At 72.0% G+C, this 22,446-nt stretch carries 18 protein-coding genes; 5 read left to right on the top strand and 13 right to left on the bottom strand.

Going from position 1 to position 22,446, the window contains the following annotated elements; all coding sequences use genetic code 11:
* Positions 1-2: 2 nt before the first annotated feature.
* Positions 3-860 (bottom strand): type I methionyl aminopeptidase, encoded by an 858-nt coding sequence (map, locus tag AC3EN4_RS05805; RefSeq protein ID WP_422738830.1) that lies wholly within the window; start codon positions 858-860, stop codon positions 3-5.
* Between the two features lie 95 nt (positions 861-955).
* On the opposite strand from map, the gene AC3EN4_RS05800 reads away from it, so the two are divergent.
* A complete protein-coding gene (locus AC3EN4_RS05800; protein ID WP_435204878.1) occupies positions 956-1,270 on the top strand; it encodes an STAS domain-containing protein in 315 nt (104 codons plus the stop codon).
* 12 nt (positions 1,271-1,282) lie between these two features.
* On the opposite strand, the gene AC3EN4_RS05795 is transcribed toward AC3EN4_RS05800, so the two are convergent.
* The 12 genes from AC3EN4_RS05795 to pcaF form a co-directional block, all read right to left on the bottom strand.
* Positions 1,283-4,942, bottom strand: a complete 3,660-nt coding sequence (locus AC3EN4_RS05795; RefSeq protein WP_435204877.1) for a SpoIIE family protein phosphatase — start codon at positions 4,940-4,942, stop codon at positions 1,283-1,285.
* Between the two features lie 193 nt (positions 4,943-5,135).
* Positions 5,136-5,687 carry a pyridoxamine 5'-phosphate oxidase family protein gene (locus tag AC3EN4_RS05790; protein WP_435204876.1) on the bottom strand — a complete coding sequence of 184 codons (552 nt, stop codon included), beginning with the start codon at positions 5,685-5,687 and terminating at the stop codon, positions 5,136-5,138.
* A gap of 47 nt (positions 5,688-5,734) precedes the next feature.
* On the bottom strand, positions 5,735-6,484 hold the full coding sequence (locus AC3EN4_RS05785; protein ID WP_435204875.1) for a gamma-glutamyl-gamma-aminobutyrate hydrolase family protein: 750 nt from the start codon (positions 6,482-6,484) through the stop codon (positions 5,735-5,737).
* Positions 6,481-7,248: a 3-oxoacyl-ACP reductase gene (locus tag AC3EN4_RS05780; RefSeq protein ID WP_422738825.1), complete on the bottom strand. Its 768-nt coding sequence runs from the start codon at positions 7,246-7,248 to the stop codon at positions 6,481-6,483. The genes AC3EN4_RS05785 and AC3EN4_RS05780 overlap by 4 nt, the downstream gene beginning before the upstream one ends.
* A 5-nt stretch (positions 7,249-7,253) precedes the next feature.
* Positions 7,254-8,609, bottom strand: a complete 1,356-nt coding sequence (locus tag AC3EN4_RS05775; RefSeq protein ID WP_435204874.1) for an aldehyde dehydrogenase family protein — start codon at positions 8,607-8,609, stop codon at positions 7,254-7,256.
* A gap of 117 nt (positions 8,610-8,726) precedes the next feature.
* A complete protein-coding gene (locus AC3EN4_RS05770) occupies positions 8,727-10,091 on the bottom strand; it encodes a glutamine synthetase family protein (protein WP_435204873.1) in 1,365 nt (454 codons plus the stop codon).
* A gap of 123 nt (positions 10,092-10,214) precedes the next feature.
* Entirely contained in the window at positions 10,215-11,765 is a 1,551-nt protein-coding gene (locus AC3EN4_RS05765) for an amino acid permease (RefSeq protein WP_435204872.1), read from the bottom strand.
* 335 nt (positions 11,766-12,100) lie between these two features.
* The gene (locus tag AC3EN4_RS05760) at positions 12,101-12,847 is read right to left on the bottom strand and encodes an MBL fold metallo-hydrolase (RefSeq protein WP_435204871.1); all 747 of its coding nucleotides are present in this window, start codon (positions 12,845-12,847) and stop codon (positions 12,101-12,103) included.
* A 265-nt stretch (positions 12,848-13,112) separates the two neighbouring features.
* Positions 13,113-13,613 (bottom strand): DUF456 domain-containing protein, encoded by a 501-nt coding sequence (locus AC3EN4_RS05755; RefSeq protein WP_435204870.1) that lies wholly within the window; start codon positions 13,611-13,613, stop codon positions 13,113-13,115.
* Positions 13,614-13,698: 85 nt separating this feature from the next.
* The gene (locus AC3EN4_RS05750) at positions 13,699-15,861 is read right to left on the bottom strand and encodes a putative bifunctional diguanylate cyclase/phosphodiesterase (protein WP_435204869.1); all 2,163 of its coding nucleotides are present in this window, start codon (positions 15,859-15,861) and stop codon (positions 13,699-13,701) included.
* A gap of 4 nt (positions 15,862-15,865) precedes the next feature.
* The gene (locus AC3EN4_RS05745; RefSeq protein WP_435204868.1) at positions 15,866-16,678 is read right to left on the bottom strand and encodes an SAM-dependent methyltransferase; all 813 of its coding nucleotides are present in this window, start codon (positions 16,676-16,678) and stop codon (positions 15,866-15,868) included.
* A gap of 153 nt (positions 16,679-16,831) precedes the next feature.
* Complete coding sequence (gene pcaF / locus AC3EN4_RS05740) at positions 16,832-18,037, bottom strand: 3-oxoadipyl-CoA thiolase (protein ID WP_435204867.1); 1,206 nt, start codon at positions 18,035-18,037, stop codon at positions 16,832-16,834.
* Between the two features lie 107 nt (positions 18,038-18,144).
* Between pcaF and AC3EN4_RS05735 the strand changes: the two genes are divergently transcribed.
* From AC3EN4_RS05735 to AC3EN4_RS05720, 4 genes are all read left to right on the top strand, one after another.
* The gene (locus AC3EN4_RS05735) at positions 18,145-19,110 is read left to right on the top strand and encodes a glutathione S-transferase family protein (protein ID WP_435204866.1); all 966 of its coding nucleotides are present in this window, start codon (positions 18,145-18,147) and stop codon (positions 19,108-19,110) included.
* Complete coding sequence (locus AC3EN4_RS05730) at positions 19,103-19,768, top strand: DUF998 domain-containing protein (RefSeq protein ID WP_435204865.1); 666 nt, start codon at positions 19,103-19,105, stop codon at positions 19,766-19,768. Before AC3EN4_RS05735 ends, AC3EN4_RS05730 begins: the two co-directional genes overlap by 8 nt.
* Before the next feature lie 198 nt (positions 19,769-19,966).
* Entirely contained in the window at positions 19,967-21,262 is a 1,296-nt protein-coding gene (locus tag AC3EN4_RS05725) for a dicarboxylate/amino acid:cation symporter (RefSeq protein ID WP_435205269.1), read from the top strand.
* A gap of 66 nt (positions 21,263-21,328) precedes the next feature.
* Positions 21,329-22,396 carry an NADH:flavin oxidoreductase/NADH oxidase gene (locus tag AC3EN4_RS05720; RefSeq protein WP_435204864.1) on the top strand — a complete coding sequence of 356 codons (1,068 nt, stop codon included), beginning with the start codon at positions 21,329-21,331 and terminating at the stop codon, positions 22,394-22,396.
* Positions 22,397-22,446 lie beyond the last annotated feature (50 nt).

Genomic DNA, 22,446 nt, shown 5'->3' with positions numbered 1-22,446 from the left:
GCTCACGGCAGGGTCAGGATCTCGTGGCCGTCGTCGGTGACGACGATGGTGTGCTCGAACTGGGCGGTCCACCTGCGGTCCTTGGTGACCACGGTCCACCCGTCGTCCCACATGTCGTACTGGTAGGTGCCGAGGGTGATCATCGGCTCGATGGTGAAGGTCATCCCCGGCTCCATGACGTCCGTCGGCCGAGGGCTGTCGTAGTGCGGCACGTAGAGACCGCTGTGGAAGGTCTCGCCGATCCCGTGGCCGGTGAAGTCGCGGACCACGCCGTAGCCGAACCGCTTGGCGTACGACTCGATGACCCGCCCCACCACGTTGATCTGGCGACCGGGGGCGACCGCGCGGATGCCGCGCATCATCGCCTCGTGGGTGCGCTCGACGAGGAGCCGGACCTCCTCGCTGACCTCGCCGACGCAGAAGGTGGCATCCGTGTCCCCGTGCACACCGCCGATGTACGCGGTCACGTCGACGTTGATGATGTCGCCGTCGGTCAGCACCGTGGAGTCCGGGATGCCGTGGCAGATGACCTCGTTGAGGCTGGTGCAGCAGGACTTGGGGTAGCCCCGGTAGCCGAGCGTGGACGGGTACGCGTCGTGGTCGCAGAGGAACTCGTGCACCACCCGGTCGATCTCGTCGGTGGTGACGCCGGGCTTGCAGTGCTCTCCGGCGAGCTGCGTCGCCTGGGCGGCCAGCCGGCTGGCGATCCGCATCTTCTCGATGGTCTCCGGCGTCTGCACGTGCGAGCCGCGCCACGGCTGCGGGGCCTTCTTACCCACGTACTCCGGGCGGGGAATGTGAGCGGGCACCGGTCGCATCGGGGAGAGCGTGCCTGGGGTCAGCGGCGCACGGACGGTCATGCGCCAAGCCTATCGCCGCCGGAGCCGGTGACCTGTGCCACGGCCGGTCGGGTCCGGTTGTTGCCCTGCCAGGTCCGCTGTGCCATCGTGTCTGCGTGGATCAAGGGGGCACGTCACCCGTCTTCTCCGCCCGCGCGGAGATCGACGGAGAGCACCTCCACGTGGTGGTGAATGGCGAGGTCGACATGGCCACGGCCGACACGATGGTGCAGACCGCACTGCGTGAGCCCGCCAGCCGGCTCACCCTCGACCTGCGGTCGGTGACCTTCTTCGACTCGGCGGCCATCCACGCGGTGGTCCGGCTCGCCCAACAGTTCCCCGGCACGCTGACCGTGCTGCCGTCCCGGCAGGTACGCCGGGTGCTGGAGATCTCCGGCCTGGGCGACCAGGACTGGCTCGACCCGGTCTGAGGCCCCCCGCCGTCAGCTCTGCAACCGCCGGCGCAGCGTCACCTCGGTGCCCTCGTCGGTACGCCGCACCATCAGGTCACCCAGCGCCTTGATCAGCGACAGTCCGCGCCCCCGGAAGCCGGAGTCGGTGGACTCCCGCCACTGCCCGGTGTCCCGCACGGTGGCGATCACGGTCCGGTCCTCGATGGCCACCTCCACGCTGATCACCGCCTCGGCGGGATGGACGGGGTGCTCGATGGCGTTCGCGGCGGCCTCCGAGACCGCCACGGTCAGGTCGAACAGGTCCGTCTCGCCCACGTTGTGCGCGACGAGGAAGTCCTCCAGGCGCTTGCGGAGCACGCTCAGCCGGGTCGGGTCGGCCGGCAGCCGCAGCGCGAACCGGTTCAGCTCCGCCGCCTCCACGGCGAGCACCGCCACGTCGTCGCGGCGCGGTCGCCCGGTGACCCGCTCGACCACCGCATCGACGAGATCCGCCACGTGCTCGCCCGGGGCGGCGGCGTCGACCCGCAGCTGGGCCAGCGCGGCGTCGATGCCGAGGTGACGGTCCTCGATCAGCCCGTCGGTGTAGAGCAGCAGTCGACTGCCCGCGGGCAGCTCACCCTCGACGGTCCGGTAGGTGGCGCCCGGGATGGCACCGACCGGCGGACCGAGCGCACGGTCGTGCAGGAACGCCACGTCGTCTCCTCGGATCAGCAGGGGGGACGGGTGGCCGGCGCTGGCATAGCGCAGGCGACCGGAACGAGGGTTGAACAGCAGGCAGACCACCGTCGCGAAGGACGACTCCGCGGTGGACCCGACCAGGCGGTTGAGCCGGGTCAGCGACTCGCCCGGGTCGAAGCCCTCCAGCAGGTACGCCCGCAGCGCGTTGCGGAGCTGACCCATCGCCGCGGCGGCCTGGACGCCCTTGCCGACCACGTCGCCGATGACCAGCACCAGGTTGTCGCCGTCCAGCGCGAGCGCGTCGTACCAGTCCCCACCGACCTCGACGTCAGCGCTGCCCGGCAGGTAGCGGCTCGCGACGACCGCGCCGGGCAGTTGGGGCAGCGACCTCGGCAGCAGACTGTGCTGCAACGTGGTGGCGATGTGGTGTTCGGCCTCGTAGAGCTGGGCGTTCTCCAGTCGGACGCCGACCAACCGGGCCAGCTGGGTGAGCGCGGCCTCGTCGGCCTGCGGGTCGTCGTCGGCGGCCCGCCAGACCCGCAGCTCACCGAGCTGTTGAGGGCTGGTCCCGGTCAGTGGGGCCACGAAGCTCGGATCGGCGGCGGTGTCGCCGCCGCCGTCGGCCTCGAACCGGGTGCCGGCAGCGCTGACCACGACCCGGGCCGCCTCGGCGAGGCTGAGCGCGTGCCGGGCGGCGACCTGGAGCACGTCGCCGGTGGACCGGGCGGTGTTGACCGCCACCGCCGCGTCGGCCAGCGCCCGCAGCCGCCGGATGATCTGGCCGCGGAGCTGGCCCAGCTCGACGTTGGCCCGGACCCGGGCGATCAGCTCCTGCCCGGAGAACGGCTTGGTCAGGTAGTCGTCGGCGCCGACGCTGAGGCCGGCGACCTCCTCCGCGGCGCCGGCGCGGGCGGAGAGCAGCACGATCGGCACATCACGGGTACGGGGGTCCGCGCGCAACGCGCTGACCAGGCCGAACCCGTCCAACCGGGGCATCATCACGTCACTGAGCACCAGGTCGAACCCGCCCTCACGGGCCAGGGTCAGGGCCGCCAGACCGTCGGTGGCGGTGACCACCTCCCAGGTGGGCGACAGCAACCGGGTGAGGTGCTCACGCAGGTCGGCGTTGTCGTCGACGACCAGGATCCGACCGCTCGGGGAGGGTCTGGTCAACTGCTGGTCGGCCGGTCCGGTGGCGTCCTCGACGGCCCAGAGGGCGGTCTCGGCCACGAAGAGCCGGGCCTGCTCGGGCTCGCCCGTCGGCAGCGGCGCGAAGGCGGCCACCCGGTCGGCGGGCAGGTGTTCCGACCCGAACGGGACGGTCACCGTGAAGGTGCTGCCCTCGTCGACCCGGCTGGTCAGCCCGACCGTACCGCCGTGCATCTCCACCAGCTCGCGGACCAGCGCCAGCCCGATACCGGTGCCCTCGTGGGTACGGGCGCGCGCCCCGGGCACCCGGTGGAACCGCTCGAAGACGTGCGGCAGCTCGTCCGGGACGATCCCGACGCCGGTGTCGACGATCTCCAGCCGGGCCATGCCCCCGTCGGCGCGGACCCGTACCCGGATCTCGCCGTCGAAGGTGAACTTCACGGCGTTCGACACCAGGTTGAGGACGATCTTCTCCCACATGTCCCGGTCGACGAAGACCGGCGCGGGCAGCGGCGGGCAGTCCACGACCAGTCGCAGGCCGGCGCGCTCGGTGGCCGAGCGGAAGGTGCTGGCCAACCGGGCGGTGTAGTCGGCCAGGTCGGTGGGCTGGTAGCGGGCCGACAGCCGGCCGGATTCCAGCCGGGAGAAGTCGAGCACGGTGTTGACCAGCTTGAGCAGCCGCAGCGCGTTGCGGTGCATCACGACGAGTCGGTCGGTGTAGGCGGCGGGCAGCTCCGGATCGGCCAGCATGTCCTCCAGCGGGCCGAGCACCAGCGTCAACGGGGTCCGGAACTCGTGGCTGACGTTGGCGAAGAAGTTCGTCTTCGCCCGGTCCAGCGCGGCCAGTTCGGCGGCCCGGGCGCGCTCCTGCTCGTACGCCCGCTGGGTGCCGACCGCCCGGGAGATCTGCGCGGCCACCAGATCGAGGAAGTCCCGGTACTCGTCACCGAGCGGCAGCCGGCGGGCCACGCCGACGACCAGCGCGCCGACCGTCTCGTTGGTCGCCTGCACGGGCAGTACCAGCGCCATGTCGGCGGCGTCGGCCGGACGCTGCGTGACGAGGTCGCGCACCTGCACGGTCGCGGAGGCGCCCTCGGCGACCAACTCGGCGAACGACGCAGGCGTGACCCCGACCGACGCCGGGTCGACGCCGCTGGTCCCGGTGAGCCGGAACTCACCGGTGTCGTCGGCCAGGTAGACCAGCGCGAACGGCACATCGGCGGAGTGTCGGCCGAGCACGTCGGCGGCGGTCCGGCCCAGCTCGGTGGCGCTGTTCACGTCGGCCAGCTCGGCGCCCAGCTCGGACAACGCCCGCAGTCGGCGTTCACCGACCACCCGGCCGGTGGTCTCGTTGACGATGCAGTAGACGCCGCTGACCGAACCGTCGACGTCCCGGATGGGGTCGTACGAGACGTCGAAGTAGGTCTGCTCGACGAAACCGGAACGGTCCAGCAGGAACGGGTGGTCGGCGCCACGGTAGGAGAGCCCGGTCCGGCGGACGCCGTCGAGCAGCGGTCCGAGGACGTCCCACGTCTCGGCCCAGTGGTGTCGGGCCGGTTGGCCGAGCACGTGCGGGTGCTTGCTACCGATGGTCGGCCGGTACGCGTCGTTGTAGAAGGCGAGCTGGTCGTCGCCCCAGAACATGACGATCTGCGCGCTGGACGAGAGCATCATGCTGACGGCGCTGGCCAGCGCGGCAGGCCAGCTCGACGGCCCGCCCAGGGGGGCGGTGGACCAGTCGAAGGCGTGGAGGCGTTCGCCCAGCTCACCGCCGTTCGCGAAGGCGGCGGCCAACAGTGGAGGGATCGCCTGGCCGTCCGCGAACGGACGCCCCGCGTCCGCGCCCCCCTGGGCCGAGCTCATGCAGCCTCCCCGCCTCGGCCGTACCCCGCAGCCGTTGATCTTCAAGCGCCGTGCTCCGACTTGTACCCCGGCGGACCAGCAACGTAACGCATGACGTCCCGTGGACGCTGGTTACCGGCGCTCCGGTCGTCGGCGACCCGACAGCGCGGGACGGACGCGGCCCGGCGACGACGGCTGGGAGGTCGCTGAGCACTCAGAAGACGGGCAGGCCGTCGATGCTCGCGGCGTTCTTGGTGGCGCGATAGGTCACGAGATCGTCGGTCGTACGACGGGAGTGTGAGGTGAGTAACAGGTCGCGTTCCGCGCGGAAGTCCATCAGGGGCACCGCGTAGCCGCAGGAGTCGCTGACCCGCTGCACGTCGACGGTGATGACGGCCCGGACGGCGTGCACGTCGGGCGGCGCGGGAAACTCGGCGAGCCGGTCGGCGAAAGTCTCCTCGGTCACCGCCACACTGCGGCCCGTGCCGTGCAGGCGCACGATCTTCGGCGGCCCGTCGAAGGCGCAGAACATCAGCGTGATGCGGCCGTTGTCCCGGAGGTGGGCGATGGTCTCCGCACCGCTGCCGTGGTAGTCGAGGTAGGCCACCCGGTGCGGGCCGAGCACCACGAAGGTGCCCGCCATGCCCTTCGGTGAGACATTGACATGCCCCTCGGGACCGGACGGCGCGGTGGCCACGAAGAAGACCGGCTGGGCCGCGATGAACTCCCGCAGACGACCGTCGATCTCCGGATAGACCTTGCCCATACGCTGATCCTCCCACCGCCCGACCGGCGCGACGGGGGCGACCTGCGTCACAGCACCGGTGCCCCCTCGACGGGTACCCCCTCGTCGTGCTCACCCACCGGCGGCCCGGACCGCCGGGCGGCCCGGACCAGCGCGGTGATCGGGCGCGGGTCCGGCTCGTTCTCCGGATGCCACTGCACGCCGAGCACGAACGCGCGGTCCGGATCCTCCACCGCCTCGATCACGCCGTCGGCCGCCCAGCCGGTCACCGTGAGCCGGCCCGGCGTGGCGACCGCCTGATGGTGGTACGAGTTGACCTGCTGGACACCGGCCAGGGTCCGTGCCGCGAGGCTGCCCGGCGCGAACCGCACCGGATGGGTGCCGTAGACGCCCGGCGCCGGCCGGTGCGCCTCGGAGCCGAGCACGTCCGGCAGGTGCTGGTGCAGGGTGCCGCCGTAGGCGACGGCGAGCAGCTGCATCCCCCGGCAGACGCCCAGCACGGGCAGGTCGGCGGCGAGGGCCGCCGCCAGCAGGGTCAGCTCACCGGCGTCCCGGTCCGGCCGGTCCTCGGTCCGCGGGTGCGGCTGCTGGCCGTACCGCCCCGGACCCACATCGGCGCCGCCGGCCAGCAGCAGCCCGTCGAGGACCGCCAGCACGTCGGCGTCGACGTCGTCCGGGGGCAGCACCACCGCCCTGCCACCTGCGGCGGTCACCGCCCGCACGTACGCCTCGGGCACCAGGACCGCCCGCACCCCTCGCCAGACGGCCCAGTCGGCGGGCTCGACGTACGCGCTGATCCCGATCAGGGGCCTTCTCATAGGGGCGTCACGTACGCGCCGGTGATACCGCCGTCGACCACGAACTGCGCGGCGGTCATGAACGAGGCGTCGTCGCTGGCCAGGAAGGCCACCGCGGCGGCGATCTCCTCCGGCTGCCCGAACCGGCCCATCGGCACGTGCACCAGCCGGCGGGCGGCCCGCTCCGGATCGGCGGCGAACAGTTCCAGCAGCAGCGGGGTGGCCACCGGACCGGGGCAGAGCGCGTTGACCCGGATGCCCTCGCGGGCGAACTGCACGCCCAACTCCCGGGTCATCGCCAACACCCCACCCTTGCTCGCGGTGTACGCGATCTGCGACGTCGCCGCCCCCATCAACGCCACGAAGGAGGCCGTGTTGATGATCGACCCCTTGCCCTGCCGCCGCATGTGTGGAATCGCGTACTTGCAGCACAGGTAGACGCTCGTGGTGTTGACCCGCAGCACCCGCTCCCAGGCGTCCAGGCCGGTGTCCAGGATGGAGTCGTCGTCCGGCGGGGAGATGCCGGCGTTGTTGAACGCGATGTCCACCCGGCCGTGCCGCTCGGCCACCCCGTCGAACAGGTCACGCACGGCCGACTCGTCGGCCACGTCGGTGGCCACGAACTCGCCGCCGCACTCCTGCGCGGCCCGGGTGCCGGCCTCCGCGTCGATGTCCACGCAGACCACCCGGGCACCCTCGGCGGCGAACCGCCGGACGGTGGCCAACCCGATGCCGCTGCCCGCTCCGGTGACCACGGCCACCCGGTCCTGCAACCGACCCTGCACTGGCCTCACTCCTTCGTCGCGATGAACACGTTCTTGACGTCGGTGAAGGAGTGCAGCGCGTCCGGGCCCAGCTCACGGCCGAGCCCCGAGCGCTTCATCCCGCCGAACGGGGTCCAGTACCGCACCGAGGAGTGCGAGTTGACACTGAGGTTGCCGGAGTCGACGGCGCGCGCCATCCGCAGCGCGCGCCCGACGTCCCGCGTCCAGATCGAGCCGGAGAGGCCGTACTCGGTGTCGTTGGCGAGCCGGACCGCGTCGGCCTCGTCGTCGAACGGCAGCACCGACACCACCGGCCCGAAGATCTCCTCCCGCCAGTGTCGGTCGGCCGGCGAGTCGGCCAGCAGCACGGTGGGCGCGTGCCAGAAGCCGGGACCGTCCGGGCACGAGCCGGTGAAGGCGACCTTTGCGCCGGTCACGTACCCGGCGACGCGGTCCCGTTGGGCGGCGGAGATCAACGGGCCCATCTCGGCGGTGTCCCGGGACGGGTCCTCGACCCGTACGGCGCGTACCGCTGGTTCGAGCAGTTCCAGGAACCTGTCGTACACCGGTCGTTGGACCAGGATCCGCGACCGTGCGCAGCAGTCCTGGCCGGCGTTGTCGAAGACCGCGCCCGGCGCGGTCGCGGCGGCGGTCTCCAGGTCGGCGTCGGCGAACACGATGTTGGCGCTCTTGCCGCCCAGCTCCAGGGTGAGCCGCTTCACCTGGGCGGCGCAGCCGGCCATGATGCGGGTGCCGACCTCGGTGGAGCCGGTGAAGCAGATCTTGCGGACGGCCGGGTGGCTGACGAACCGCTCCCCCACCACCGCGCCCTCGCCCGGCAGCACGGTGAACACGTCCTCGGGCAGGCCGGCCTCGCGGGCCAGCTCGGCCAGGCGCAGCGCGGTGAGCGGGGTCAGCTCGGCGGGTTTGAGCACCACCGTGTTGCCGGCGGCGAGGGCCGGGGCGAATCCCCAGGCGGCGATCGGCATCGGGAAGTTCCAGGGCACGATCACGCCGACCACGCCGAGCGGTTCGTGGAAGGTGACGTCCAACCCGCCGGGTACGGGGATCTGTCGACCGGTCAGCCGCTCCGGCGCACCGGCGTAGTAGTCCAGCACGTCCCGGACGTTGCCGGCCTCCCAGCGGGCGTTGCCGACGGTGTGCCCGGAGTTGCGGACCTCCAACCGGGCCAGCTCGTCCAGGTGCGCGTCGACGAGCGCGGCGAACCGCCGCAACAACCGCCCCCGATCCCCCGGCGTAACCTCCCGCCACGCCAGGAAAGCCTTGGCAGCCCGGTCGATGGCATCATCCGTCTCCGCCACCGAGGCCCCGACAACCTCCCGAAACCCCACCCCGGAAGCCGGATCAACAAGAACCGTCACGCCCCACCGCCCCTCGCCCAATCCCCGCGATCTTGCAGTTTCTGTGCCGACATAAGCCGTGATCTATCCCAAACCAATGACAGAAAGTGCAAGATCGCGGCGGAGGGTGGCGCGGGGTCAGAGGCGTTCGAAGCCACGGGTCAGCTCCCAGTCCGTTACCGCGGCGTCGAACGCCTTCAGCTCGACCCTCGCCTGGTTGGCGTAGTGGGCCACCACCTCGTCGCCGAAGGCGCTCCGGGCCACCTCGGACCTCTCCCACAGCTCCAAGGCGTCGCGCAGGGTGCTGGGGACGCGCTCGGCCTCCGGGTCGTCGTACGCGTTGCCGGTGCACTCCGCGCCCAACTCGAGCCCCTGTTCGATGCCGTGCAGCGCGCCCGCGACGAGCCCGGCGATCGCCAGGTACGGGTTGACGTCCGCCCCGGGCACCCGGTTCTCCACCCGCATGCCCTGCCCGTGCCCGACCACCCGCAGTGCGCAGGTGCGGTTGTCGACACCCCAGCGCAGCGCGGTGGGGGCGAACGAGCCCGGTTGGTAGCGCTTGTAGGAGTTGATGTTCGGGGCGAAGAGCAGGCTGAACTCCCGCATGGTGGCGAGCAGTCCGGCGAGCACCCGCTGCCCGGTCTCCGACAGGTGCGCCGGCCCGTCCCCCAGCATGGCCGACGAGCCGGACGCGTCGCGCAGGGAGAAGTGGATGTGGCAGGAGTTGCCCTCCCGCTCGTTCGGCTTGGCCATGAAGGTGATCGACATGCCCTCCTGGGCGGCGATCTCCTTCGCACCGTTCTTGTAGATGACGTGGTGGTCGGCGCAGGCCACCGCCTCGTCGTACCGGAAGGCGATCTCGTGCTGGCCGAGGTTGCACTCGCCCTTGGCGCTCTCCGGGGTGAGCCCGGCGCCGGCCATCTCGGTGCGGATGCGGCGCAGCAGCGGCTCCACCCGGGCGGTGCCGAGTAGCGAGTAGTCCACGTTGTACTGGTTCGCCGGGGTGAGGTCGCGGTAGCCGCGCCGCCAGGCGTCCTCGTACGAGTCGCGGAACAGCACGAACTCCAACTCGGTGCCGGCGTACGCGGTCAGCCCGTGCTCGGCCAGTCGGTCCAGTTGCCGGCGCAGGATCTGCCGGGGCGAGGCGACCACGTCACCCGAGCCGTCCAGCCAGGCGAGGTCGGCCAGCAGCAGCGCCGAGCCGGGCTGCCAGGGCACCCGGCGCAGGGTGGCGAAGTCCGGCACCATGGCGAAGTCGCCGTAGCCGCGCTCCCAGCTCGACATCGCGTACCCGTCGACGGTGTTCATGTCGACGTCCACCGCCAGCAGGTAGTTGCAGCCCTCACTGCCGCCCTCGACGACCTGGTCGAGGAAGAAGGGCGCGTGGAACCGCTTGCCCTGCAACCGGCCCTGCATGTCGACCAGGGCCAGCACCACGGTGTCGATCTCGCCCTCGTCGACGGCGACCCGCAGTTGTTCCAGCGTGAGCGGCGCATTCCTCATGAGCGGGCCTCCATCACCAAGGTCTACTGGCAAACCGGATCACCGTCAATGCCCTCGGCGATGCGGGCCGCAAACCCGGCAGCGCGGCGGGACGGTCGCGCGGACCGTCCCGCCGGGCGCGGGTCAGGCCGGGCCGTCGGCGGGTGCCGGCTCGGTCGCCGGCGCACGCTCCTCGACGGTACGGACCGGGCCGGTGAACCACTTGCGGGCCGAGGCGTACCACCAGACGGCCACCACCAGCAGCACCCCACCGACGGCGAGCGGCGCGTAGTTCACCGCCGACCAGGTGAACTCGTCGTCGCCGGGCACCCCGGCGGGCACGATCGGCAGCACGAAGTACACGGCGATGACCGCGATCTCGATGACCGCGATCCAGCCGAGCAGCTTGTACCTGCGTCCCAGCGTCCACGGCCCGGGCACGAACCGGTTGCCCATCCGCAGCCGCAGCGCGATCGGGATGAGGAAGGACAGGTAGAGGCCGAGCACCGCCACCGAGACCACCGCGTAGAAGGCGACCGGGATGCCCGCCGAGCTCTCGTAGAGCGCCGGCAGGGTGAGCACCAGGCCGGCGATCGTGGCGCCGATGATCGCGTTGACCGGGGTGCCGTTGCGGTCGACCTTGGACCAGAGCCGCCAGCCCGGCACCGCGCGGTCGCGGCTGAAGGCGTACGCCATCCGGCTCATCGACGTCACGCAGCTCATCCCGCAGAAGAACTGTCCGATAGTGGAGATGATGATGACGATCTTGAAGAAGACCGGGGTCAGCGCGGACTCGAAGATGGCACCGGAGAAGCCGCCGGCCGCGTTGACCGCCTCGACGTCGGTGGCCGCGAAGAGGAACGCCAGCAGCAGGATCCAGCCGCCGACCGCGGAATAGAAGATCGACTGCCAGAGCCCCTTCGCGGCGGCCTGCGACGCGCCCCGGGTCTCCTCGGAGACGTGCGCGCAGGCGTCGAAGCCGGTGATCGTGTACTGGGTGAGCAGGAAGCCCAGCGGCAGCACGTAGAACCAGAACGTCAGGCCGCCGGTGTCACCGTCACCGAAGCCCGAGTTGTTGAACCGCTCGGTGAACACGAACTGGAAGCTCTGGTGGTTGTCCGGGACGAACACCAGGATGGCCACCACGACGGCCGCGCCGGCCACGTGCCACCAGACCGAGACGTTCTGGAGTACGTCGATGATCCGGTGCCCGTAGATGTTGATGAGGCCGTGCAACGCCAGGATGATCACGAACAGGACGAACGCCTGCCGCAGCGTCCCGGCCCAGCCGTCGAAGAGCGCCGACAGGGTGAGGTTGAGGAAGGTCGCGCAGCCGTAGTCGACCGACGCGGTCACCGCGACCAGGCCGATCAGGTTCAACCAACCGGTGAACCAGCCGTGCGCCGGACGGCCCATGGTCGCCGCCCACCAGTAGATGCCGCCGGCCGTCGGGTACGCCGACACCAGCTCGGCCATGCAGAAGCCGATGATCAGGATGAACAGTGAGATCAGCGGCCAGCCCCAGGAGATGGCGACCGGCCCGCCGTTGTTCCACGCCTGGCCGAACGTGGTGAAGCAGCCGGCCAGGATCGAGATGATGGAGAACGAGATGGCGAAGTTGGAGAAGCCGCTCCACTTGCGGCGGAGTTCCTGCTTGTAGCCGAGTTCGGCGAGACGCCGGGCGTCGTCGTCCATCGGTTGCTCTGCGGTCGGAACGGGCGTCGTGGCCACTGCGCACCTCCCTGAGGTGGTTCCGTCAACGAGTGCGCAAAGTGTCGTCCCGATGATCAGGGGCGGTCAATACGTCGCGGGTGCCGTCCGCTAATCCCGTTGCCGCCGCAGCCTGGACAACCGCATGCTGTAACCCGTGACCAGGCCCGATCGCGACGGGCTCCGTCGGACGCTCGGCAACGTCCGGCACCCGGTGGTGCGGGGCGCCGCCTCTCTCTCGCGTACGGCCTCCCGCCGTATCCGACCAGGCGCTCCGCGCTGCCGCGCCCGGCCGGGCCGGTCACGACGAACCCCTGACGTCAACCGGGCAGATCGACCACCACGCCCGGTCGGGCCACGCTGACCGGTCCCGCGTACGCCTGCCGCGTCGCGGCGATCGCCGCCTCCGGGTCTGTGCCGGGCCACAGGTGGGTCAACAGGACCGCTCCGACGCGTGCCGTACCGGCGTAACGGCCCACCTCGGCGGCGCTCGACAGGAATCCGACATGCTCGTCCGGAATCTCGTCGACGTACGTCGCGTCGGCGATCAGCAGGTCGGCGTCGCGGGCCAACTCGACCAGCATCGGGCTCGGGCCGGTGTCGCCGGTGTACGCCAATGTGGTCCCGGCCACCGAGAATCGGGCACCGGCGTTCGGCACCCAGTGCGGCAGCGACCACGTCCGCACGGCGAACGGACCGATGTCGAAGGCGTCGCCGGGGTTGAAGCCGTGCAGGTGGTACGCCGCGTCGAGAAGGCCGGGCTCGTCGATCGCGAGCAGCGGGCCGAGGCTGCCGGTTGGCGCGTACACCGGCAGGGCCGGCACGGACCGGTCACGCAACACCCTGGCCCGCAGCAACGGCTGCAGGTCCGCGCAGTGGTCGGGATGGTCGTGGCTGACGTACACCGCGTCGACCGCCGAGGCGGGCAGCCGGGCCAGCAACGGTTGCAGGGTCGCGTAGCCGGGATCAATCAACAACCGGAAACCCCGGTACTCGACCAAAAGCCCCGCACACCCCTGGCCGGCCGATGGCCAGGCACCACGACCGCCGAGCACCACGACGTGCATGGGCCGACCCTAGCCGCAGTCGGTGACACCGCACCGGCCCAACGGCCCAACGAGTCTGATGCCTGTGCGTCATCTTGATGACTCATGGGCATCACGCTTCTCACGGCGGGTCCGCCCCGACGCCGCCGACGACGTCCCGCTAAATCCCGTTGCCGCCACAGCAGAACGACCGCATGCCGTAACCCATGGCCAGGCCCGATCGCGACGGGCTCCGCCGGGCGCTCGGCAACGCCCGGCACACCGTTGTCCAACGTACGGCTGCGGATCAGGTCAGCAGGAGACCGCCGACCCAGAGCGCGCCGATGGTCAGCCCGGCCAGGAACTCCACCAGCATGGACAGGCCGACCGCCTTGAGGGCCTGCACGGTGGACGGCCAGGCGAGTCGGTTGCTGCCCAGCCGCAACCGCTCCGCCGCCCAGATCCCCACGACGAAGCCCAGCAGCAGGCCGACCACGGGGATCACGAAGAACCCCACCAGCCCGAGCGCTCCCCCGGCCAGCAGGGACGACGTCGGCACGCCGGTGCGCTTGAGATTCCGGCCCGGCCACAGGTACTTCACGATCATGCCGCCGACCGCGACGAGCGTGGCGGCGGCGAACACCGCCCAGCCACCGGGGCCGGCGCCGCCGAAGATCGCCCAGACCAGTACCCCGCCCCAGCACAGGGGTAGCGCGGGCAGGCCGGGCACGACCACACCGGCCAGTCCGGCCAGGATGGCCAGTGCGGCGACCACGGTCACCACGGTCTGCGAGTCGTTCACACTCACGCCGTCGCCTCTCGTCGGCACCACCCGGACCGGACCGGTCCGTCGCTCACGCCGTAGCCGTCCATCGCCGGCCGGTCCGCGCGCCTCACGCCGCGGCCTGCCGCAGTCGGGCGGTGATCGCCTCGGCCGGGGCCGGTGCGCCGAAGTACCGTCCCTGCCCGGTGTCGCAACGCAGGGCCCGCAGCCGCTCGGCCTGCACCCCGGTCTCCACCGCCTCGGCCGTGACCCACAGCTCCAACGCGTGCGCCAACCTGACCAACGCGTCGACGATCCGCTCGTCGCGGTGGTCCGCCACCTCGTCCGTACCGTCGGCGCGGATGCCCTCGACGAACGGGCCGGCCAGCTTCAGGCAGTGGATCGGCAACCGCCGCAGGTACGCGAGGTTGGAGTAGCCGGTGCCGAAGTCGTCGACCGCCAGCCGCACGCCCAGCGCCGCGAGCCGGTGCAGGCTGCGCAACGGCTCGCCCGCGCTGCCCATGACGGCGCTCTCGGTCAACTCCAGTTGCAGCAGCTCCGCCGGCAGACCGCTGGTGGCGAGCGCGTCGGCCACCGTCCCGACGATCGCCGGGTCGTCGGCCTGCCGGGCGGCGAGGTTGACGCTCACCACGACCCGCGCCTCGGGGAACTCCCGCCACCAGCGTTCGGCGTCGTGGCAGGCCCGCCGCAGCACCCACTCGCCGAGCCGGACGATCAGGCCGGTCTCCTCGGCGAGGCCGATGAAGCGGTCCGGACCGATCAGGCCCAGCTCCGGGTGCTCCCAGCGGACCAGCGCCTCCACGGCGAGCATCGTGCCTTCCAGCAACGACACGATCGGCTGGTAGTGCAGCACGAACTCACCCCGGTCGAGCGCCGCCGGCAGACCGGCGACCAGCGCCGACCGGGCCAGGTCACGGGCGCTGCGCTCCGGGTCGTACACCGCCCACCGGCCCCGCCCGGCCGCCTTGGCCCAGTAGAGCGTGGTGTCGGCGGCCTTCATCAGCTCCGAGGCGGTGGTCTCCGCGGCCGGGCAGTCCACGATCCCGACGCTGGCGGAGACCGCCAACTGCTTGTCGCCGACGTGTACCGGTGCGGCGACGGCGGCCAGCGCGGCCTCCGCCACGGCCACCGCGTCCTCGACGTCACCACCGCCGTCGACCAGGATGACGAACTCGTCGCCGCCCATCCGGGCGACCAGGTGACCCCGGTCGGCCACGCACTCGGCGAGCCGCCGGGCGATCGTCACCAACAGCCGGTCGCCGAGGTCGTGGCCGAGGCTGTCGTTGATGGTCTTGAAGCCGTCCAGGTCGAGGAAGCACACCCCGACCCGTTGACCGGGAGCGGCGGTGTCGAAGACCCGGCCCAGCGTCTCGAAGAACAGGGTCCGGTTGGGCAGCCCGGTGAGCGGATCGTGCAGCGCCTGGAAGCGCAGCCGCTGCTGGAGCTCGTACCGCTCGGTGATGTCCTCGATCATGGCGACCGTGAACCGTGGCCGGCCGTCGTCGTACCGGATCAGCGACACGGCCAGATCCGTCCAGACGACGCTGCCGTCCTTGCGGTGGTAACGCTTCTCCACCCGGGCCGAGTCCTGCTTGCCCTCGATCAGCTCCTGGTACAGCTCCCACATGCCGGCGGCGTCGTCGGCGTGGAACAGCGCCGCCACGTTCATCCGGCACAGCTCCTCGATCGAGTAGCCGAGCATCTCGGCGAACGCCGTGTTGACGTCGATGATCTGGCCGTCCACCCCGGCGATGCCGATACCGATCGCGGCGCCCGTGAAGACCGCCCGGAACCGCGCCTCGCTGTCGCGCAGCGCCTGCTCTACCTCGTCCCGCGCCTGCCAGGCCGAACGGGCGATGCGCTCCTGCTGGGCGAAGGTGCGGTCACGCAGCGCACGGGCGAACCCGGCCGCCAGCGCGCCCTGCGCCGCCGCGATCCGGTCCGCCAGGTCGGCCGGCCGGCCGTCGGCCGCCAGCACCCGGGCGGGGAAGTCGTCGCCCAGCGCGCGCAGCGACCACTCCAACGCCCGGGGCTCGGTCAGGTGCGCCTCCACCAGGGCCCGCCCGACCTCCTCGGCGGGGCGGGCGCTGAACGGCTCCGCGCGGACGACCTCCGCCAGCCGGATGGTGTGCAGCAGCAACAGCCGCTCGGTCTCGGCCGCGCTGAGCGGCACGAAGCCGGTGCGGCGTACGGCACGGGCCCAGTCAGCGGCGTACGCCTCGACACCGGTCCGGCCGACGTCGACCCCGGTGGGGTCCGGGACGGCGGCCACCGGGTCAGCCGGCGGGCTGGTCGTACCGGGCGACGCCGCCGAAGGCGCCGAACCGCTCGGGGTGCTCGTCGACATCCTCCGGCGAGTCGGGCCGCCACAGTGGCATGTGCACGACGCCCGGTTCGAGGACCGTCCAGTCGCCGAAGAAGCCGGTCACCTGGGCGCGGGACCGCAGGGTGATCTCGGTGTCGGTGCGGGAGGAGAGGCGCTGGGCGTCCAGCATCTCCTGCGGCTGGTCCTCGAAGGTGGAGTGCGAGACGACCAGGAAGCTGCCCGGCGCGGCGGCGGCCCGCAGCGTCGCCAGGATCTCCTCGGGGCGGTCGGCGTCCGGGATGAAGTGCACCACCCCGGCCAGCAGGATGCCCATCGGACGCGCGAAGTCGATCAGCCCGAGCCGCCGGGTCTCGGTGAGGATGCGCTCCGGCTCGCGCAGGTCGGCGTGGATCACCCCGGTCAGGTCGTTGCCCGCGAGCAGTTCGCGGCTGTGCGCGACCGCCACCGGGTCGATGTCGACGTAGACCACCCGCGCCTTCGGGTTCGCCGCCTGGGCCACCTCGTGCACGTTGCCGACGGTCGGGATGCCGGAACCGATGTCGAGGAACTGGTCGATGCCGGCGTCGAGCAGCACCCGGACGGCCCGACGCAGGAACTCGCGGCCGGAGCGCATGGTGGCGGCGAGGTTCGGCGTCATGCTGGCGATCTGCTCGGCCAACTGTCGGTCGATCTCGAAGTTGTGTGCCCCGCCCAGGAAGTAGTCGTACACCCGGGCCGCGCTCGGCCTGGTCAGATCAATCTCGGTCGGCAGTGCGTCCGGCATCGGTGTGCCCCCAGTTCGTCGCCGCAACGCGAGGCGGCACCGGCGTCGACGGGCGTACGCGGCCGCCGGCCGACCCCGCGGGTCGTGTGGTGTGGACCACTCTAGGCCGCCGGTCGCCGCGTACGGGAGATCCCCTCACGTAACTTTCCGCACTCAGGCGGCGGACTCCAGCAGCAGCGAGATGCCCTGCCCGACACCGATGCACATGGTGGCGAGAGCCCGGCGTCCGCCGCGGCGGCGCAGTTCCAGGGCGGCGGTCAGCGCCAGCCGCGCGCCGCTCGCGCCCAGCGGGTGTCCGAGCGCGATCGCGCCCCCGTTGGGGTTGACGTGCTCGGCGTCGACGGGCAGTCCCAGTTCGCGCAGTACCGCCACGGACTGCGCGGCGAACGCCTCGTTCAGTTCGACGACGTCCACGGTCGCCAGGTCGACGCCGGTCCGGTCGAGCAGCTTGCGGGTGGCCGGCACCGGACCGATCCCCATGATCCGGGGCGGTACGCCGGCCGTCGCCGCGCCACCGACGCGGGCCAGCGGGGTGAGCCCGTACCGCCGCACCGCGGCCTCGCCGGCCACCAGCAGCGCGACCGCGCCGTCGTTGACGCCCGACGAGTTACCGGCGGTCACCGTGCCGCCGTCGCGGAACGGGGTGGGCAGCGCGGCCAGCTTCTCCAGCGACGTCTCGCGGGGGTGCTCGTCGACCTCGACCAGCCGGGTCTCCCGGCGGCCGGCGGGCACGGACACCGGCACGATCTCCTCGGCGAACCGGCCGTCGGCCTGCGCCTTGGCGGCGCGCTGCTGTGAGCGGTACGCGAAGGCGTCCTGGTCGGCCCGGCTCACGCCGTACTCGGCGGCCACGTTCTCCGCCGTCTCGGGCATCGAGTCGATCCCCCAGCCGTCGCGCATCAGCGGGTTGACCAGCCGCCAGCCCAGGGTGGTGTCGTGCATCTCGGCCGAGCGGGAGTACGCCGAGGTCGCCTTCGGCACGACGAAGGGCGCCCGGCTCATGCTCTCCACCCCACCGGCGATCACCAAATCGGCGTCCCCGGCGACGATGGACCGGGCGGCGGTGGCGAGGGCGTCCAGGCCGGAGCCGCAGAGCCGGTTGACCGTGCTGCCCGGCACCTCCTCCGGCAGCCCGCCGAGCAGCGCCGCCATCCGGGCCACGTTGCGGTTGTCCTCGCCGGCCTGGTTGGCGCAGCCGAGCACCACGTCGTCCACGCGGCCCCAGTCCACCGACGGGTGCCGGGCGACCAGCTCGCGGATGACGTGCGCGGCCAGGTCGTCGGGACGGACGCCGGCCAGCGCGCCCGCGTACCGGCCGATCGGGGTACGGACACCGGCCACCAGGTATGCCACGGTCATCGCGAGTCCTTCAGGGGTGCAGACGGCGGGGGTGGGGCACGCCCACCGGATCGCGAAGGGCTGCCGGCCGCCAGGATATCCACGCCGGCAGCGGATAGGTTGACGGCATGGCCCGGGCCCAGTTCAGCGCAGAGACCAGCCGCGACGGCGCGTTCGTCCGCCAGCCCAACCGGTTCACCGGTCGGGTCACCGCCGACTCGACCTCGCCCCCGGGTGGCGGTCCGGACGACCAGGGCCGCTGGCCGTTGGAGGCCGGCCGGTACCGGCTGATCTGGTGCCGCGCGTGCCCGTGGGCGCACCGGGCGAGGATCGTGCGGGGCCTGCTCGGGCTGGACGACGCGATCTCGCTCGGCACCGTCGACCCGATCCGGGACGAGCGGGGCTGGGCGTTCGCGCTCGACCCGGACGGCTTCGACCCGGTCCTCGGCGTCCGTTTTCTCTCCGAGGCGTACCTGGCCACCGACGAGGACTACACCGGTCGGGTGACCGTGCCGGCGCTCGTCGACACGGTGACCGGCCGCGTGGTCACCAACGACTACCCGCAGCTCACCCTGGACTTCTCCACCGAGTGGCGGCAGCTGCACGCCCCCGACGCTCCGGACCTGTACCCGGTCGCGCTGCGTCCCGAGATGGACGCGCTGATGGCCGAGATCCACACCGACGTCAACAACGGCGTCTACCGGTGCGGCTTCGCGACCTCGCAGGAGGCGTACGACGAGGCGTTCCGGGCGCTCTTCGCCCGGCTGGACGCGCTCTCCGAGCGGCTGGCCGACCAGCGTTACCTGATGGGGGACGCGATCACCGAGGCCGACGTACGGCTGTTCACCACTCTGGTCCGCTTCGACGCGGCCTACCACGGGCACTTCAAGTGCAACCAGAACAAGCTGACCGAGCTGCCGGTGCTCTGGGCGTACGCCCGGGACCTGTTCCAGACGCCGGGTTTCGGCGAGACGGTGGACTTCGACCACATCAAGCGGCACTACTACGGCACCCACCGGGAGATCAACCCGACCGGCATTGTGCCGTTGGGGCCCGACGAGTCCGGCTGGACGACGCCGCACGGACGTGGCTGAGCCGGGTCGGGCCGGCGCGACCGGGGTCGTCGCCCGCGGGGACGTCGCCCGCCGGGTCGCCGCGTCCGCCGCCGCCGGCTGCGCGGTGGCCGGGGCGGTCGCGGTTACGGTCGCCGTGGTCGCCGGTCCCGGTCCGGGCCTCACCGGGTACGTGAGCGAGGCCGGTATCGCCGGCAGCGCGCACGCCGTGACGTACCGGATCGGGGTTCTCGCCCTGGCCGCCGCGTTGCTGCTGATCGCCGCTGCGCTGCCGACCGGGGTGCGGGTCGCGCCGGCGCTGCTCGCCACCGGCGCCGTGCTCACGACGGTGTCCGGGGCCGTGACCTGCTCCGCCGGCTGTCCGCTGCCGCCGTTCGAGGCGACCACGGTGGCGGACCTGGTGCACGGTGGCGCGAGCATCGCGGCGACGGCGGCGGTGGTCCTCGCCATGGTCGCGTTGGCCGTGTCCGGGCCGGCCGGACCGGTGGTACGTCGCCTGGCGGCGGGAACGGCGGCGCTCGCCCTGCCGCTGTGCGCCACCATCGGCCTGGCGATGCTCGTGGTCGGCCGGGGTTCGCTGGTCGGCGTGGCGGAACGGCTGGTGCTCGGGCTGGCGGTGCTGTGGGGCGTGGCCACCGGTACGGCGCTGGCCCTGACTTACCGCGAGCGAAGCCTGTAAGGAGCATCACGAGCATCACACCTTGCAGATCGAACTTATCGGCGTATCGTCAACCAACGATGACCAATGTCTGGGGCCTCACCGTCCGCCTGTACGTCGATCTCCGACTGCAGGCCAGCGGCGTCTGTCCGGCGTAGCCGACCTTCACCCGCCTACCCCGACCAGACCACCTCGCTTGGACATCTCATGCCCTTCGGCCTGCGCAAAATCCCCTTCTCCGTACAGATCCTGCTCGGCCTCGTGCTCGGCGTGGCGCTCGGCTTCCTGGCCCGCACCAACGACCTGAGCTGGCTGACCAGCACCCTGCACACCGTCGGCTCCCTCTTCGTCCAGCTCCTCAAGCTGGCCGTACCGCCGCTGGTCTTCACCGCCATCGTGGTCAGCGTGGTCAGCCTGCGCGGCGTGGCGAACGCCGCCCGGCTCGCCCTCAAGACCCTGATGTGGTTCGGCATCACCGCGCTGATCTCGGTGAGCATCGGCATCGGCCTCGGTCTGCTCGTTGACCCCGGCCGCGGGGTGACCCTCGACCTCGGTGGCGCGACCGCCCCGAAGAAGACCGGCTCGTGGACGGACTTCCTCACCGGCATCGTGCCCACCAACCCGGTCGGCGCGTTCGTGGAGGGCAACGTCCTGCAGATCGTCTTCCTCGCCGTCGTCATCGGCGCGGCGGCCCTGCTGGTCGGCGACGCCGCCGAGCCGTTCGTGGCGCTGAACCGCTCCCTGTTGGAGATCGTGCAGAAGGCCCTCTGGTGGGTCATCCGGCTCGCCCCGATCGGCACGCTCGGCCTGATCGGCAACGCCGTCGCCTCGTACGGCTGGGACCTGCTGGCCCCGCTCGCGAAGTTCACCACCGCCGTCTACGTCGGCTGCGCCATCGTGCTGTTCGTGGTCTACCCGCTGGTGCTGGTCCTCGCCGGCCGGCTCAACCCGCTGCGCTTCTTCGCCGGGGCCTGGCCCGCGATCGAGCTGGCCTTCGTGTCCCGCTCCTCGGTGGGCACCATGCCGGTGACCCAGCGGTCCGTCGAGCGCCTCGGCGTCCCCCGCGAGTACGCCTCCTTCGCGGTGCCGTTCGGCGCCACCACGAAGATGGACGGCTGCGCCGCGATCTACCCGGCACTCGCCGCGATCTTCGTGGCCCAGGTGTTCGGCGTGCAGCTCGGCCTCACCGACTACCTGCTCATCGCCTTCGTCTCGGTGGTCGGCTCGGCGGCCACCGCCGGCCTGACCGGCGCGATCGTGATGCTCACCCTCACCCTGAGCACGCTGGGCCTGCCGCTGGCCGGCGCCGGCCTGCTGCTCGCCATCGACCCGATCCTGGACATGATGCGCACCGCCACCAACGTGGCCGGGCAGGCACTGGTGCCGACCGTCGTCGCCGCCCGGGAGGGCACCCTCGACCGGGCCGCGTACGACTCGGCCGGCCGACGCGGGCTGGCCGAGCCGGAGCAGGTGGCCGCCGACACCCGGCCGGAGCTGAACCCCGTACCCGCCTGACACGTTTTCCCACGACGACGGACCCCTCGACAGCGGGGTCCGTCGTCGTACCGAGAGGATGAGCCCATGAGTACCCTGTTCACGCCGCTGGCCCTGCGCGGAGTCACCCTGCCCAACCGGATCGCCATGGCACCGATGTGCCAGTACTCCGCAGGCCCGGACGGGCTGCCCACCGACTGGCACCTGGTCCACCTCGGCACCCGCGCGATCGGCGGGGCCGGACTGGTGCTCACCGAGGCGACCGCCGTACTCCCCGAGGGTCGGATCTCCCCGCAGGACACCGGGCTCTGGTCCGACGCGCACGTGGACGCCTGGCGGCCGGTGACCGCGTTCGTCGCCGCGCACGGCGCGGTGCCGGCCGTCCAGCTCGCGCACGCCGGGTTCAAGGCCTCCACCTACCGGCCGTGGGACGCGGGCAACGGCGGGGTGCCGGACGCCGAGGGCGGTTGGACGCCGGTCGCCCCGAGCGCCGAGCCGTTCAGCCCCACCTACCGGACGCCGACCGTGCTCGACGCGGCGGGCATCGCGGGCGTGATCGAGGCGTTCGCCGTTGCCGCCGAGCGGGCCCTCGCCGCCGGCTTCGCCGCCGTGGAGGTGCACGCCGCGCACGGTTACCTGCTCAACGAGTTCCTGTCGCCGCTGACCAACCACCGCACCGACGGGTACGGCGGTGACCGGGCCGGCCGGATGCGGCTCACCCTGGAGGTCGCCCGCGCGGTACGCGCCGCGGTCGGCGAGAGCGTGCCGGTGCTCACCCGGATCTCCGCCACCGACTGGGTCGAGGGCGGCTGGACCGTCGAGGACAGCGTGGTGCTCGCCGGTGAGCTGGCCGCCGTGGGCGTCGACCTGGTCGACGCCTCCTCCGGTGGCGTCAGCACCGAGCAGCGCATCCCGCTGCTCGGCCCCGGCTACCAGGTGCCGCTGGCCGCCCAGATCCGCCGCGAGGCCGGCGTGCCCACCGGCGCGGTCGGCCTGATCGTCGAGCCCGAGCACGCCGAGCAGATCGTCGCCGGCGGTGAGGCCGACCTGGTGCTGCTCGGCCGGGAACTGCTGCGCGACCCCTACTGGCCGCGCCGCGCCGCCGCGAAGCTCGGCGTCGCGTACAGCGGTCCCGCCCAGTACGCCCGCGCCTGATCCGAACCGGCCCGGGGGGGGGGGGGGGTTCCACAGGCGCCCCCCGCCAG

Source organism: Micromonospora sp. bgisy143, from assembly GCF_057708145.1.
The sequence above is the reverse complement of the archived record's forward strand: the minus strand, read 5'-3'. Positions and strand labels throughout refer to the sequence as shown.

Excerpts from the sequence above, each read along its gene's own strand:
- pcaF (WP_435204867.1), bottom strand. The coding sequence starts at position 18,037 with ATGACCGTGGCATACCTGGTGGCCGGTGTCCGTACCCCGATCGGCCGG.
- AC3EN4_RS05770 (WP_435204873.1), bottom strand. The coding sequence starts at position 10,091 with ATGAGGAATGCGCCGCTCACGCTGGAACAACTGCGGGTCGCCGTCGAC.
- AC3EN4_RS05760 (WP_435204871.1), bottom strand. The coding sequence starts at position 12,847 with ATGCACGTCGTGGTGCTCGGCGGTCGTGGTGCCTGGCCATCGGCCGGC.
- AC3EN4_RS05790 (WP_435204876.1), bottom strand. The coding sequence starts at position 5,687 with ATGGGCAAGGTCTATCCGGAGATCGACGGTCGTCTGCGGGAGTTCATC.
- map (WP_422738830.1), bottom strand. The coding sequence starts at position 860 with ATGACCGTCCGTGCGCCGCTGACCCCAGGCACGCTCTCCCCGATGCGA.
- AC3EN4_RS05720 (WP_435204864.1), top strand. The coding sequence starts at position 21,329 with ATGAGTACCCTGTTCACGCCGCTGGCCCTGCGCGGAGTCACCCTGCCC.
- AC3EN4_RS05735 (WP_435204866.1), top strand. The coding sequence starts at position 18,145 with ATGGCCCGGGCCCAGTTCAGCGCAGAGACCAGCCGCGACGGCGCGTTC.
- AC3EN4_RS05745 (WP_435204868.1), bottom strand. The coding sequence starts at position 16,678 with ATGCCGGACGCACTGCCGACCGAGATTGATCTGACCAGGCCGAGCGCG.
- AC3EN4_RS05785 (WP_435204875.1), bottom strand. The coding sequence starts at position 6,484 with ATGAGAAGGCCCCTGATCGGGATCAGCGCGTACGTCGAGCCCGCCGAC.
- AC3EN4_RS05765 (WP_435204872.1), bottom strand. The coding sequence starts at position 11,765 with ATGGACGACGACGCCCGGCGTCTCGCCGAACTCGGCTACAAGCAGGAA.
- AC3EN4_RS05795 (WP_435204877.1), bottom strand. The coding sequence starts at position 4,942 with ATGAGCTCGGCCCAGGGGGGCGCGGACGCGGGGCGTCCGTTCGCGGAC.